The organism is Boseongicola aestuarii, assembly GCF_900184815.1.
In the GTDB taxonomy this organism is placed as follows: domain Bacteria; phylum Pseudomonadota; class Alphaproteobacteria; order Rhodobacterales; family Rhodobacteraceae; genus Boseongicola; species Boseongicola aestuarii.
On sequence record NZ_FXXQ01000001.1, the window covers coordinates 170,736 to 185,030 of the forward strand.

14 protein-coding genes and 1 tRNA gene are annotated in these 14,295 nt (G+C 60.0%); 7 read left to right on the top strand and 8 right to left on the bottom strand.

Annotation, left to right across the window (positions count from 1 at the left end; genetic code table 11):
* Positions 1-43 precede the first annotated feature (43 nt).
* Both BOA8489_RS00865 and BOA8489_RS00870 read right to left on the bottom strand, forming a co-directional pair.
* Positions 44-119: transfer RNA gene (locus tag BOA8489_RS00865), tRNA-Ala, on the bottom strand.
* A gap of 76 nt (positions 120-195) precedes the next feature.
* Positions 196-519: a TIGR02300 family protein gene (locus BOA8489_RS00870; protein WP_093972469.1), complete on the bottom strand. Its 324-nt coding sequence runs from the start codon at positions 517-519 to the stop codon at positions 196-198.
* Positions 520-679: 160 nt separating this feature from the next.
* On the opposite strand from BOA8489_RS00870, the gene BOA8489_RS00875 reads away from it, so the two are divergent.
* Both BOA8489_RS00875 and BOA8489_RS00880 read left to right on the top strand, forming a co-directional pair.
* Entirely contained in the window at positions 680-1,354 is a 675-nt protein-coding gene (locus tag BOA8489_RS00875) for a M48 family metallopeptidase (protein WP_093972090.1), read from the top strand.
* A 47-nt stretch (positions 1,355-1,401) separates the two neighbouring features.
* The gene (locus BOA8489_RS00880; RefSeq protein ID WP_093972091.1) at positions 1,402-2,046 is read left to right on the top strand and encodes a GntR family transcriptional regulator; all 645 of its coding nucleotides are present in this window, start codon (positions 1,402-1,404) and stop codon (positions 2,044-2,046) included.
* On the opposite strand, the gene BOA8489_RS00885 is transcribed toward BOA8489_RS00880, so the two are convergent.
* From BOA8489_RS00885 to BOA8489_RS00910, 6 genes are all read right to left on the bottom strand, one after another.
* Entirely contained in the window at positions 2,027-2,989 is a 963-nt protein-coding gene (locus tag BOA8489_RS00885; protein WP_093972092.1) for an alpha/beta fold hydrolase, read from the bottom strand. The two genes, BOA8489_RS00880 and BOA8489_RS00885, sit on opposite strands and share 20 nt — an antisense overlap.
* Positions 2,986-3,951, bottom strand: a complete 966-nt coding sequence (locus BOA8489_RS00890) for a DMT family transporter (RefSeq protein WP_093972093.1) — start codon at positions 3,949-3,951, stop codon at positions 2,986-2,988. The genes BOA8489_RS00885 and BOA8489_RS00890 overlap by 4 nt, the downstream gene beginning before the upstream one ends.
* Positions 3,952-3,982: 31 nt before the next feature.
* Complete coding sequence (locus BOA8489_RS00895) at positions 3,983-4,420, bottom strand: YaiI/YqxD family protein (protein WP_093972094.1); 438 nt, start codon at positions 4,418-4,420, stop codon at positions 3,983-3,985.
* A complete protein-coding gene (gene fghA, locus BOA8489_RS00900; RefSeq protein WP_093972470.1) occupies positions 4,411-5,241 on the bottom strand; it encodes an S-formylglutathione hydrolase in 831 nt (276 codons plus the stop codon). The genes BOA8489_RS00895 and fghA overlap by 10 nt, the downstream gene beginning before the upstream one ends.
* A gap of 15 nt (positions 5,242-5,256) precedes the next feature.
* Entirely contained in the window at positions 5,257-6,186 is a 930-nt protein-coding gene (locus tag BOA8489_RS00905; RefSeq protein WP_093972095.1) for an AEC family transporter, read from the bottom strand.
* Positions 6,187-6,413: 227 nt separating this feature from the next.
* Entirely contained in the window at positions 6,414-7,325 is a 912-nt protein-coding gene (locus tag BOA8489_RS00910; RefSeq protein WP_093972471.1) for a LysR family transcriptional regulator, read from the bottom strand.
* A gap of 108 nt (positions 7,326-7,433) precedes the next feature.
* Here BOA8489_RS00910 and BOA8489_RS00915 point away from each other — a divergent pair, with 108 nt between their 5' ends.
* The 5 genes from BOA8489_RS00915 (at position 7,434) to ccmE (ending at position 14,247) form a co-directional block, all read left to right on the top strand.
* Positions 7,434-10,886: an indolepyruvate ferredoxin oxidoreductase family protein gene (locus BOA8489_RS00915; RefSeq protein ID WP_281256157.1), complete on the top strand. Its 3,453-nt coding sequence runs from the start codon at positions 7,434-7,436 to the stop codon at positions 10,884-10,886.
* 54 nt (positions 10,887-10,940) lie between these two features.
* Positions 10,941-11,852 carry a lysophospholipid acyltransferase family protein gene (locus BOA8489_RS00920; protein ID WP_093972097.1) on the top strand — a complete coding sequence of 304 codons (912 nt, stop codon included), beginning with the start codon at positions 10,941-10,943 and terminating at the stop codon, positions 11,850-11,852.
* Complete coding sequence (locus BOA8489_RS00925; protein ID WP_093972098.1) at positions 11,833-12,645, top strand: glutamate racemase; 813 nt, start codon at positions 11,833-11,835, stop codon at positions 12,643-12,645. The genes BOA8489_RS00920 and BOA8489_RS00925 overlap by 20 nt, the downstream gene beginning before the upstream one ends.
* Before the next feature lie 58 nt (positions 12,646-12,703).
* Positions 12,704-13,732 (top strand): N-acetyl-gamma-glutamyl-phosphate reductase, encoded by a 1,029-nt coding sequence (gene argC, locus BOA8489_RS00930; RefSeq protein ID WP_093972099.1) that lies wholly within the window; start codon positions 12,704-12,706, stop codon positions 13,730-13,732.
* A gap of 71 nt (positions 13,733-13,803) precedes the next feature.
* Entirely contained in the window at positions 13,804-14,247 is a 444-nt protein-coding gene (ccmE, locus tag BOA8489_RS00935) for a cytochrome c maturation protein CcmE (protein WP_093972100.1), read from the top strand.
* Positions 14,248-14,295: the final 48 nt, after the last annotated feature.

A 14,295-nucleotide genomic window follows, 5' to 3' on the forward strand; every position in this document is an offset into this window, starting at 1 on the left:
TTAAATCGACTGAGATATCGCGCACTTTCTTGCGGATTGTTAATGGTGGAGCCAAGGGGAGTCGAACCCCTGACCTCTTGCATGCCATGCAAGCGCTCTCCCAACTGAGCTATGGCCCCACTTTTGCGGGCAATCCCTGACCGCCCGCGTGACCTACTTATTCCGCCTGTTCAAATCAAGCGAAAAATCGGCAGATCAATCGTCGTCATCCGTTGCAACGTCTGCAATGTCTTCCAGAGAAACATCATCATCGTCGTCGTCATCTTCAAGCACGTCGTCGTCCAGATCGACATCTGCGTCGTCATCATCGTCGAGTACGACATCATCGTCATCGATCGCTGTTTCCGGCTTGGCGCTTGCGTCGGGTTTGTCGGCGACCATTGTGCGGCTGGTCTTGCCGGTCTCGATGTTCACGACTTCGCCCGTGTATGGGCTGACAACGGGCGTCTTATTCAGGTCATAAAACCGTTTACCCGTCGTCGGGCATAGGCGTTTTGTGCCCCATTCTTCCTTCGGCATGGGTGGTCCTTCGTCTCGAGGGTGCGTTTGGATTGTTGGGCCAATTGCCATATGTGTCGGCGGCTGTCAAAGGCTTTTGACACTGCTTCGCCTCTTGTCGAGGTACCGTTGGCAAAGCTAGGGTCGCCAAAAGCGAAATCGCAACAATTGAGGCTGGAACATGGGGTGGGGAACGCCACTTGAAAACGTCGCAGAAGGCGTGACCATCCGGCGCAGCGCGCGCGCACGGCGCATGACGCTCAGGGTTTCGAGGCTGGATGGGCGGGTGACACTGACGTTGCCACCGCGGACCTCGGACCGGGCGGCGCGGAATTTCCTCCAGGACCATGCGGGCTGGATCGCCAATGCGCGCGAAAAGACCGCCCCCGAGACACGCATCGAGGTGGGCGCGCGTTTGCCGGTCGAAGGACGTTTGCGGCGGATCGAACCGGGGCAGGGACGGCAAGCGCGTATTTTCGAGGATCGCATCGAAATGCCCGGACCGCGCGCCTTGGAGACGGCGTTGAAGCATCTGGCGCGGGACCGGGCATTGCCACGGATCGATCATTATGCGTCGCGTGTGGATCGTGCGGTCTCGGGGGTCAGTTTTCGCGATACGCGGTCCCGGTGGGGGTCGTGCACTTCGGAGGGGCGCGTGATGCTGTCCTGGCGGCTGGTAATGGCGCCGCCCGAGGTGTTTGATTACGTGATCGCCCATGAGGTCGCGCATCTGGTCGAGATGAACCATTCGGCGGCGTTCTGGTCGGTGGTCGAGGGCCTGCGCCCCGATTTTCGGGATGCGAAACGCTGGTTGAAGGCCGAAGGCCCCGCGTTGCATCGCTTTCGGTTCGAGTGATCCATGTCGATTGACCGCTTGGCGTATTTTGTGATCACATACGATCCATGCTGAACCGAGCCGCTGATCCGCTTCCCGCCGCCCACGACAGGGTCTACCGCGTCTTGCGCGCGCGCATCATGCACGGAGAAATCGATCCGGGCGCCGCTTTGACATTGCGCGGGATCGGCAAGGAATTCGGGGTGTCCATGACCCCGGCGCGGGAATCGGTGCGCCGGCTTGTGGCCGAAGGGGCGTTGACGTTGTCGGCTTCGGGGCGCGTATCGACGCCGGAATTGTCCAATGACAGGATCGAGGAATTGGCTGCCCTGCGAGCGTTGATCGAGACGGAACTTGCCAGCCGCGCCCTGCCGCGCGCTCATCTTGCGTTGATCGATCGTCTTGGAACGATCAACAACTCGGTGTCCGAAGCCATCGTGAAGGGGGATGCGGTGGCCTATATCCGCACGAACCTTGAATTTCACCGCACGCTCTATCTGCGCGCGCAGGCACCTGCGATGCTGGCGATGGCCGAGACGGTCTGGCTTCAGATGGGGCCGACGATGCGGGCGCTTTACGGGCGGCTGAACCGGACGGAAGTTCCCAAGGATCACCGCCTGATCCTTGCCGCTTTGCGCGCGGGCGACGAGCCCGGCTTGCGGCTGGCCGTCAGAAGCGACGTCACGCAGGGCCTTAGGATGTTGGTAAGCTAGGCCGACGCGAGCCGACGACGCTGTGGACGCCAAGAAAATCTTTCAGTATTTCCGCAACGCGGCCCGGATTTGTCTGGGGAAAGTTATGTGTGCCTGTCGCCAGCTCGATGTGGTGGGCATTGGGATTGAGGGCGGCCAGTTTGCCCATGGCAGTGATGGGGATCACACCGTCCTTGCGGCCCCAGATCGCCAGAACCGGGGTCTTGTAGTCGCGGATCGCACGGTGGTCTTCGTCGCAGGTCTGGCTCAGCACATGTCGGCGCGATGACAGGAGCGACGGCAGGTAGCCGCGTTTGCGGGTTTCGGACGCGAGGCGCTCGGACAGGTTGGGGATCACCGTGGGGGCCGTGTCCTCGCGCGCCAGTTCCCGGCGCAAGACCAGCCCTCCGAAGACCGGCATCAGCCAGTCGCCGATCACGGGCAGCGTCCAAAGGCGGTCTTTCGACGACTGGTAGACCGGCTCGAGGCCGGCGGGCGCCATGAGGACAAGGGCTTTGATGTTGAGGCCCTCTTCGGCGGCAAAGGCCGTCGCAAGGGTGCCGCCCATGGAATAGCCGACGACTGTAATCGGTTGGTCGATGCCGAAATAGTCCAGCAGATCGCGCAACTGGCGCAGGAAATAGTCGATGTCCTGATTGCCACGCGGGCGCGATGACCAACCGCGCCCGTAAAGGTCGTAGGTCAGCACCCGGAATCCAAGCGCTGCCAGCGCGCGCGCGGTGCCTGCGAAGATGTACTGCGGCGAGGACAGCCCGTGTATGCAAACCGCGATGGGGCCACGCTTGGGGCCGGTCCAGCGGTAATGGGTGCGCCCCGATGGCAACTCGGCGATGGTGCCGGGCGCTTTCTTTTGTCTGGCCGCCGACATGGGGCGGCGCAGGGCTTCGGCGATCACGGGTGCGCCAAGAGCGAGGCCAAGTCCGGTCCATGCAACAACGCTCATAGGCGGTTTGGTCCTTCAAGGACGGCGCGTCTGCGGGCGGCGGCTTCGCGCCAGATCAGCACAAGCCCGGAAACTAGGATCAGGGCGATGCCGCTCATGGCGAAAGCGTCGGGCAGTTCCGCAAAGAGGATCAGCCCGAAAGCCACCGAGAGCGGCAGCGCAATGTATTCGAATGGCGCGATGAGAGCGGCTTCCGAGCGGCTGTAGGCCTGGGAGATCATGTATCCGCCGATCGCGATGACGATGCCGGAAAAGATCATCAGGCCAAGGTCGAACAGGGTCGGCCAGACCCATGCGCGAAACAGAAATTGTGCCGAGGGGTGGTCAAAAGTGTCAAAGCCGCCGTGCCCCAGCGCCAGTCCGGCGACGGTGGCGACGGCCAGAAAGGTGGCTTGGATGTAGAACACCATTGCTGTCGCGTTTTCGGTGCCGCCGATGCGTCGCGTGAGGATGTGCAGAAACGCGTATCCGATCGCGGCCAGCAGTGGCAGAAGCGAGGCGATCTGAAAGGCGCTGGTGCCGGGGCGCACGACGATCAGCACACCGACGAGGCCCACAAGGATCGCGGCCCATCGGCGCGGACCGACATATTCGCCAAGGAAGATAACCGAGAAAACCGAGATCATCAGCGGGCTGATGAAAAAGATCGCCACCGCGTCCGCAAGAGGGAGCGCCGCCAGCGCAAGAAAAAAGCAGAAGTTGGCGAAGACCACGCAAGCCCCGCGCAGAATGTGGATTTTCAGCCGTTTGGTTGCCAGCATGTGAAGCGTGCCTGTGAGCGGGACCACGATGGCAATGACGAACAGCAGCCCGACCAGCGAGCGCACGAACATCACCTGATAAAGCGGATAGTCTCCGGATAGGAATTTGATGACCACATCGTTGACCGAAAAAGCAACAACAGCCGCCAGTGCCCAATAGGCACCGGAAAAGCTCGTCCGTTCTGCGTCAGTCAGAGACATATCTCACCTGGAATACGAAGCGCCCGCGCCGTTATCGAAGGGCGCGCTCCAACGCGTCGAGAAAACGCGAGCGGTCGGCCTTTGTAAAGCCTTTGCCGCCGCCTTGTCGGAAGGGATCCGCCGCGCGCAGGTCGGCGGCGAGGTCGCGCATGGCCAAGGCGTTGCCGACGTTGGTGGCCGTCAGGCGTTCGCCGTTAGGTTTCAACACAAGCGCGCCCGCCTCAACCGCGCGGGCGGCAAGGGGGATATCGCTGGTTATGACGATGTCACCGGGGCCGGCACGTTCGGCAATCCAGATGTCGGCGACATCGGGGCCGTCATCCACATAGACCATCTCGATCAGCGGGTTGGGCGAGGGGCGCAGACCGCCATTGGCAACCATTTTCACCGGCGTCTTGCGGCGCGTTGCGACGGTTTCGACTTCGGCCTTGACCGGACAGGCGTCGGCATCGACATAGATCACCGCCATAGGGCCTCGGCGTGAAAGGCGATGTGGTCTTCGATGAAGGTAGAGACGAAGAAGTAGCTGTGATCGTAACCTTTTTGAAGGCGGATCGTCGCATCGGCGCGCCGCGCGATCAGGGTCTGGGCAAGGGCTTCGGTGCACAGAAGATCGGCGAACTGGTCGTCGGTGCCGGTGTCGATCAAAAGCGGGATGGTATCGAGTGCGCCGGTTTTTGCCAGCTCGGTCGCGTCATGCGCCTTTCCGGCGTCGATGGTACCAAGGTAGGCGGCAAATTGCTTTTTGCCCCAATCGCTTTGGGTCGGATTGCAGATCGGCGAGAAGGCCGAGGCGGATCTGAACCTGTCCGGCATCTTGGCCGCAAGTGTCAGTGCGCCGTGGCCGCCCATTGAATGTCCGGTGATCGACTGGCGTTCCTCGTCAAGCGGGAAGGCGTTGAACAACAGGCGGGTGAGGTCTTCGAGGATATAGGTCTGCATTTTGAAATGCGGCGACCAGGGCGGCTGGGTGGCGTCGATGTAAAAGCCTGCGCCCTGACCGAGATCATAGTCGTCGTGATTGGCAACGCCTTCGCCGCGTGGCGATGTGTCGGGAAAGACAACCGCAATTCCCTGTTCAGCGGCCCAGGCCTGAGCGCCGGCTTTGACCATGGCGTTTTCATGGGTGCAGGTGAGGCCCGAGAGATACCACAAGAGCGGGACCGGGCCATCCGAAGCCTCGTCGGGCAGGAACAGCCCGAAGGTCATATCACCGCCGGTGGCGTCAGATGCGTGGGTATAGACGCCTTGTGTGCCGCCGAAGCACCGATTTTCCGAGACGGTTTCCATCATCCATTCCTTTCTTCACAGACCTGAAACCCAAGCGATCACAGCCGAAACCGTGACGATCGACGCAGCCGTCGAAATCAGGATCGAGGCCGACACGCGGGTTGGAGCAACGCCGTAGTGTTGCGCCAGAATATAGACATTGCCCGCGACGGGAAGGGCGGCAGCCGCGATCATCACCCCGGCGGCGTAAGGTTCCACGGGCCAGATGACGAGAGCTGCAATGGCCACGGCACCGGGGTGCAGCACCAGTTTAGAAAACGACAACCAGCCTGCGACCGACAGACGCTCGGCGGATTTGCTGGCAAGGCTCGCACCAATGGCAAACAGTGCGCCGGGTGTGGCGGCGGCTCCTAGGAGAGTCAGGAACTCGCCCACGGGCGCGGGAATGGGGATGCTGTAGGCCGACCACAAAAGGCCAAGTGTGATCGACACGATCATCGGATTTTTCATCAAACCAATGCCGACCGTGCGAAAGACCCCAAGGGACATCTGCCCGTCGCGCGAACCGGTGACGAGGATGACGATAAGACTTCCGAAGAAGATGAGATCGACCGCGAGAACCAGAATGACCGGGCCGATGGCTTCGGGGCCAAGAAGCAGCGTCAGCATCGGCACGCCGAGGAAGCCGACATTGCCGATGACGCCGCATTGCGCCTCAAAGGCGGCTTCGGTGATGGGGCGTTTGCGCAGGACGGCGACGATTGTGACCAGAACATAAACCAGCAGCGAAGCCGCCAGATAAGCTTTGACGAAAGTCCAGTCGATGATCTCGGCGATCGACAGGTTCGCGGTAAAGCCGAACAGCATCGCAGACAGGGCGAAATAGAAGACGAATTTGGTGAGATAGGCCGTGGCCTCTTCGGTGAAAAAGCCGCGTCGGCCGCTCCCGTAGCCAAGCGCGATGATCGCGAAAAACGGCAATGTTTTTAGAAAGATGTCCCACATGTTGTTTGCCGACTAACACGTCTGCAAAGACGTCTCAAAGGCAAACGCCCGAGCCTGGACAAAAAAAGACCGGGCACAAGGCCCGGCCAGTCTAACAGGGAGGTAAACTACGGTGGCCAAGCCACCTCGTTCAGGGTTCATTTAGGGGCGACGACACCGCTGATCAAGGATTTTCTGACTATTTGGTAAGCAAAGCGGCTATGCCTTAGGCGCATAGCAAACTTACCTCAGTCTTTTTGCAGGGCTTCTGCTTTCAGACGCTTGCGTTGTTCGATGATTTCCTCGGTCACGAAGTCGCGAAATGCGGCGATGCGCCGGGACTGGCGCAGCTCTTCGGGATAGGCCAGAAACACCGGAATTTCGTTGCTTTCGACGTCGGGCAGAACACGCTGGATGTCTTTCAGATCTTCGACGACGTAATCGGGCAGAACACCGATCCCCAAATTCGAGCGCATGGCCTGCAACACGCCGAAATAGTTGTTCACTGTCAGTCTTGATGTGACGTCATAGGTCAACAACTCACGCACAAGGCTGGCGCCGGCGCTGACTTGGGTTGCCTGGGTATTGAGGTAAATCAGGCGGTGATCTTTCAAATCCTCAAGGCTTTCAGGCGTACCGCGTTTCGCCAGATACTCGGGCGTTGCGTAAAGGCGCATGTGCACCGTCATCAGGCGGCGGCGGATCAGGTCGGCCTGGCTTGGTTCCTTCATGCGGATCGCCACGTCTGCTTCGCGCATCGGCAGGTCGAGCACGCGCTCGTCCAGCATCAGGTCGATATTCAGTTCCGGAAACTTCTCGTAGAGTTTGGACAGCCGGGGCGCGAGCCAAAGCGAGCCAAAGCCGATAGTCGTGGTCACGCGCAACTCGCCAAACACTTCTTCTTCGCTGTCGCGGATGCGCGCTTCGGCGGTATCCAGACGGCGCGCCATGGCCGAGGTCGCATCAAACAGCAACTCGCCCTGTTCGGTCAAAATCAGGCCGCGTGCGTGGCGGTGGAACAATGTGGTGTTCAGGCTCTCTTCCAGCGCGCGAATCTGGCGCGAGACGGCCGATTGGCTGAGGTGCAGCACGTCGCCCGCATGGGTGAGGCTGCCGACATCCGCCACCGCGTGAAATATTCTTAGCTTGTCCCAGTCCATATCAAGGCTTTCGGTCGGTGTTGGCGGTAACGGATTGTCACTGCTTACCCGCTCCATACTGCCAAATGCAAACACGGACATGACAAAGGTTTCATTTTGTAGGTCAGCGTGTTTGACCTACAATGGCCCTGTGTAAGAGAGGACAATATGAGTCGGCACACCGTAAGCCTTCACGATAAATACGACCTTTCCAAAGACACCGTGCTTTTGAACGGGAGTCAGGCGCTGGTGCGACTTATGCTGATGCAAAAGGCGCGCGACGCGGCGGCGGGTTTGGACACCGCAGGGTATGTGTCGGGTTATCGCGGGTCGCCGCTTGGCGCGGTGGATACGCAGATGAAACGCGCAAAGGCCGATCTGGAAGCGGCAAACGTGCTGTTTCACGCCGGACTGAACGAGGATTTGGCCGCAACCGCCGTATGGGGCACGCAAACAGCCGAAATACGCGGCGAAGGCAAGCACGACGGCGTTTTTGCGCTTTGGTACGGCAAAGGGCCGGGTGTGGACCGTTCGGGCGATGCGATCCGCCACGGCAACCTTGCAGGATCCTCGCGCCACGGGGGCGTTGTTCTGGCTCTGGGTGACGACCATGTCGGAGAAAGCTCGACGACCTGTCACCAATCCGAGTTCGCGATGGTCGATGCGCAAGTGCCGATCCTGTCGCCCGCTGGCGTGCAGGAAATTCTGGATTTCGGGCTTTATGGCTATGCGCTCAGCCGGTTTTCCGGGCTTTGGACGTCTTTGAAGTTGATGAAGGATACCGTCGAAGTGACGTCCGTCGTGGACGCCCGCATCGACCGGAAATCTTTTGTGATCCCGGATTTCGATATGCCCGAAGGCGGGTTGAATATCCGACTTGGGGATCACTGGGTTCCGCAGGAATCGCGCCTTGTCGACCATAAACGTTTTGCCGCCGAGGCTTTCGCGCGCGCCAACCGCCCCGATGCAAGGATGCATGGGCAAGCGGGCGCAAAGATCGGATTTGTTGCGGCCGGCAAGAACTGGCTCGATCTGATCCATGCGCTCAGTCTTTTGGCGCTGGATGAGGCGGCGATCGACCGGCTTGGAATCACGACCTACAAGTTGGGGCAGGTCTATCCCATTGATTCTGTGTCGTTTCGCGAATGGGCGGACGGGCTGGATCTGATTGTCGTCGTTGAAGAAAAGCGCAAGCTGATCGAAGGGCAGATCAAGGAGGCGCTGTTTGATACTGCGGGCGGGCGACGGGTGTACGGCTGGTTCAAACCAAAGGCCGACGGGTCGGGCCGCGAGGAGTTGTTTCAGAGCCATTACTCTCTGGATCCGGTGGCGATTGCCGAAAAAATCGGGAAGATCCTGATTGAGGAAGGACGTGAGAACGATGCGCTGAAGTCCGCCATGACCCGTATCTCGCAGGCGCTGGCGGCGAATAATGCCACAGAGATCGCCGCGCGATTGCCCTATTACTGTTCGGGCTGTCCGCACAACACGTCGACCAAGGTGCCCGCGGGCAGCCGCGCTTATGCGGGCATCGGCTGTCACACGATGGTTCTGTGGATGGACCGCGAAACCACCGGTTACACCCATATGGGCGCCGAAGGGATGAACTGGGTTGGCGAAGCGCCGTTTTCGACGACCGGGCATGTGTTTCAGAACATGGGCGACGGGACATACAACCATTCGGGCCTTCTGGCGATCCGGGGGGCGCTGGATTCGGAGGCGAATATCACCTTCAAGATCCTCTATAACGGCGCGGTCGCACTGACGGGCGGGCAGGACGTTGAGGGCGGACTGACTGCCCACCGGGTGGCGCATGAACTGGTGGCGATGGGAGTTGAAAACGTTGCGGTGGTCTTTGACGAAAAGGAAGAGCCAAGACGCAAGGACTTCCCGGCATCGGTCGAGTGGTTTGCGCGCGCGGAGCTGCCCCATGTTCAGGAGAAGTATCGCAATATCAGTGGTGTGTCGGTCATTCTTTATGTTCAGACCTGCGCTGCCGAGAAACGACGCAAGCGCAAACGGGGCGCATGGCCGGACCCTGACAAGCGCGTGTTCATTGACCCGGACGTCTGCGAGGGCTGCGGCGATTGCGGCGTGCAGTCGAACTGCGTTTCGATTGTGCCATTCGAGACAGAGTTGGGTCGCAAGCGGGCAATCGATCAGTCCTCGTGCAACAAGGATTACTCCTGTCTGAAAGGGTTCTGTCCATCCTTCGTGACGGTCGAAGGCGCCAAACTGCGAAAGAACGCCAGCGTGTCGCTGGATATCGGTGAGTTGGGCGAGCCGGTCGTGCCCGATATTGAGGGGCCGACCCATAATGTGGTGATCGCAGGTGTCGGGGGCGCAGGGGTCATCACCATCGGCGCGGTTCTGGCCATGGCAGCCCACCTTGAGGGCAAGGGCGCCAGCATGATGGAGATGGCGGGACTGGCGCAAAAGGGCGGTGCAGTGCATGTGCATTGCCGTCTTGCGAAGTCTCCTGGCGACATCAGTGCCATTCGCGTGGCCGTTGGAGAGTGTGACACGCTGATCGGCGGGGATCTGGTTGTTTCCGCAGGCGCCAAGACGATTGGTCTGATGACCACCGGGCGCACGAAAGCTTTTGTAAACGCACATGAAATCGTCACAGGCGAGTTTACTCGAAACACCGAATTCCGCATCCCGAGCGAGGATTTGGCGATTTCGTTGCGGGCGCGTGTGCAGGATGATCTGACGCTGTTTGATGTCACGAAACTAGCCCAGGATGTGATCGGCGACGCGATTTACGCCAATATGATCCTGCTTGGCGCGTCATGGCAGAAGGGGCATCTGCCTTTGGGCCGCGCCGCGATTGAGGAGGCGATTGCGTTGAACGGCACCTCGGTCGAGGACAATCTTCGGGCGTTTCAGGTCGGACGCTGGCTGGCCGGGAATATCGAGGTTGCAGAGCGGCTGATCGCCTCGGACATGGTGGCCAAGCCAAAGACCTTGCAGGAAAAGATCGACTTTCGCGCTGCACATCTGACCGAGTATCAGTCGGCGCGGCTGGCGGGGAAGTATCGCAAGATGCTGGACAGGATCAAAGACGATGATCTGAAGGAAGCCGTCGCCAAGGGCTATCATAAACTATTGAGTTACAAGGACGAATACGAAGTCGCGCGATTGTTGAGCACGACCCGCGCCAAGGCCGAGGCCGTCTTCGAGGGCGATCTGAAGCTGACCTACAATCTGGCGCCGCCGCTCTTGTCGCGAAATGGGCCGGACGGACGGCCACTGAAGCGTGCCTTCGGGACGTGGATCGAGCGGCTCTGGCCGCATCTGGCAAGACTGAAGCGCCTGCGCGGGTCGCCGTTTGATCCCTTTGGGTATACGGCGGAACGGCGAATGGAGCGTCGGTTGATAAAAGAGTACGAACACGACATACGAGAGTTGATCAAGTCGCCGCCCCTGAACCGGGATGCAGCACTTGCTTTGGCGGAGCTGCCCATGAAGATCAAAGGGTTCGGGCCTGTGAAACAGAAAAATGCACTGGCTGCAGCAGAGACTCGCGAGGCGCTGAAAGCCGCTTTGAATGTGGCGCCAGACACCCGGAGCGCGGCGTGATGATTTCGTGCGGTTCGACATGAAACCGTCACATCCACCCGCCATATCTTGCCCATGACACTGCTTGACCGCGATATCGCCCGCGACATCAGCTATGCCCATGCCGCGCAAAGCCGAGGCGGCCGCGTTGTGATCCGTGCGCTTGAGAACGCCACGGGGCGTTTGTCATTGATCCGGCGCGCGGCGGGCTATCAGGATGACGTATCCAGCGGCGCTGACTTTTGGGACGTGATGGTGCGGCGATACGGCCTGAGCCTTGATATCATGGGCGGGTCGCTGGCCAATATCCCCGAGGAGGGCCCGCTCGTGATGGCTGCGAACCATCCGTACGGCATTCTGGATGGTCTGATGATGGGGCATATCTTGAGTGTGGCGCGTCAGGGCGATTTTCGCATTCTTGCGCACCGGGTCTTTCGCAAGGCCGAGGATCTGAACCGGGTGATTCTTCCGATCTCGTTCGACGAAACCCGAGAAGCGCTGGCCTTGAATCTTGAGACGCGCAAGACCGCGCTGGACTATCTGGCCGGGGGTGGGGCGATCGGAATTTTTCCCGGTGGTACGGTGTCGACCTCGGCCAAACCGTTCTCGAGGCCGCTGGATCCGGCGTGGCGTTCGTTTACGGCCAAGATGATCGCCAAATCCGGCGCAACAGTCGTTCCGGTCTATTTCGAAGGCGCGAATTCCCGTCTCTTTCAGGTGGCAAGCCATCTGCACGCGACGCTGCGGGTGGCGCTTTTGATCAAGGAATTCAAACGCCGGACCGATGAGCCCGTGAAGGTTGTGATCGGAAAAGCCATTGCGTCCGATGAAATCGCAGCACGTGCACGCGATCCTCGCGCGATGATGGACTTTTTGCGCGCGTCGACCTATGCCCTTGCGCCAGAGACTCATCGCTCGGATGACTATGGATTCGAGTTCGAGGCGAAACACAAAAGGGTGCGGCAAGATGGCGGTCGGCATACTTGATAGCGGGCTTGGCGGGCTGACTGTTTACAAGGCGGTCACCGAGCGTATGCCCGATCTGCCCGTCGTCTATTACGGAGACAACGCGCACACGCCCTATGGCACGCGCGACGCGGACGATATTTTCAACCTTACCACAGCAGGCACCCAGCGGCTTTTTGATGCGGGCTGCGATCTGGTGATTCTGGCCTGCAACACGGCTTCGGCAGCGGCGCTGCGGCGGATGCAGGAAAGCTGGGTGCCCAAGGGCAAACGCGTCCTCGGTGTGTTCGTGCCCTTGATCGAGGCTTTGACCGAGCGGCACTGGGGGGACAACTCGCCCCCGCGCGAAGTAGCCGTGAAGCATGTCGCCTTGTTTGCAACCCCCGCCACGGTGTCGAGCCGCGCATTCCAGCGCGAACTGGCATTTCGCGCGATCGGTGTGGACGTCGAAGCACAGGCCTGCGGCGGTGTGGTCGACGCTATCGAGGACGGCGACATGATTTTGGCAGAGGCTCTGGTGCGCAGCCATGTGGACGCGTTGAAGCGCAAGATGCCGAACCCGGATGCGGCGGTTTTGGGCTGCACGCATTATCCGATCGTCGAAAGCATCTTTCAGGACGCACTTGGCGCGAAAGTGCGGGTGTTCAGTCAGGCGGACCTCGTGGCGGAAAGCCTTTCGGACTATCTTTCCCGCCGCCCGGAGATGCTGGGGCCGGGTAAAGTGTCGATGTTCCTGACCACCGGGGATCCGCAACGCGTTTCGGATCAGGCCACGCGTTTCATGCGCCGGCGATGCGATTTCCACGCCGCCTGATTGCAGCGCGGCTACCGGATGGTTAAATCGAAACCTAAGTTTCAAAGGAGCGGGCCACATGCCCCATAATATCGCTATCTTGGGCGCCAGCGGATACACTGGCGCAGAGCTTGTCCGGCTGATTGCCACCCATCCCACGTTCCGGATCAAGGCCCTGACCGGGGATCGCAAGGCCGGTCAGCCAATGTCGTCAGTCTTCCCGCACTTGCGGCATATGGATTTGCCGGACCTGGCGCGGATCGAGGATATTGATTTCTCGCAGATCGACTTGGCGTTCTGCGCCTTGCCGCATGCGACTTCGCAGGCGGTGATCGCCGAGTTGCCCGACACTTTGAAGGTTGTGGATCTGTCGGCTGACTTTCGGTTGAGAGACGCCGAAGCCTATGCCAAGTGGTACGGCAAGGCGCATGCCGCTCTCGAACTGCAGCGCGAGGCGGTTTACGGGCTGACCGAGTTCTACCGGGACGAGATCCGGGCCGCGCGGCTTGTCGCCGGAACAGGATGCAACGCGGCCACAGGGCAGTTCGCCTTGAGGCCTTTGATTTCAGCGGGCGTGATTGATCTCGATCACATCATCATGGATCTGAAAGCGGCATCATCGGGGGCAGGGCGGTCTTTGAAGGAGCATCTGTTGTCCGCGGAACTGAGCGAAAACATCAAAGGCTATTCGGTCGGCGGCACGCACCGTCATCTGGGCGAGTTCGATCAGGAGTTCTCGGCAATTGCGGGACGTGACCTGCGGGTACAACTGACGCCGCATCTGATCCCGGCCACGCGGGGCATCGTGATGACTTGCTATCTGCACGGTGATGCGGGCACGGTGTTTGGTGTTTTGTCCCGGGCTTATGCGGACGAGCCGTTCATCGAGGTTCTGCCGATGGGGGAGATACCTCAGATGAAGGACGTTCGGGCGTCGAATTTCTGTCATATCGGCGTGGCGGGCGACCGTATTCCGGGCCGGGTGACGGTGATCGCTACACTGGACAATCTTACGAAGGGATCGTCCGGGCAGGCGATCCAGAACGCGAACCTGATGCTGGGCGAGGATGAGACGCTTGGTCTCATGGCGGCTCCGGTTTATCCTTGAGTAAAGTTTGACGGGATGAGGGGCGTTGCCCCTCAAACTCCCCAGGATATTTTGAAACAGAAGAAGTGCATATGAAGGGTCTGAAGAAACAGCGGCGGATACAGGTGATCGTTGTGGCGTTTGCCGCGTTGGTTGCGTCGTTCGGGATGTTCTACATCGCGGCGCCGGATGCATTGCAGTTCTTTCGTTCGCCATCTGAAGTGGCCGAGACGCCGCCGCCGCCCGACGAGGTGTTTCGGATTGGCGGTCTGGTTGCCGATGGCACTTTGGTGCGCGGGCAGGGCGAAACGATTACGTTTTCGGTGACCGATGGCGGCGCGATCATTCCGGTCAGTTACACCGGGGTCTTGCCGGATCTTTTCGGTGAAGGCGAAGGTATGGTCGGCACAGGGCGTTATATTGACGGGGTGTTTCAGGCTTCGGAAATACTGGCGCGACATGACGAGACCTATATGCCGTCCGAGGTCATAGACGCCTTGAAAGCACAGGGTGTCTATCAGGAACCGAACGGTTAGTTACTGAGCCGTTAATCCTTTTCGCGGAAGGTCTGACGCATCAGATCG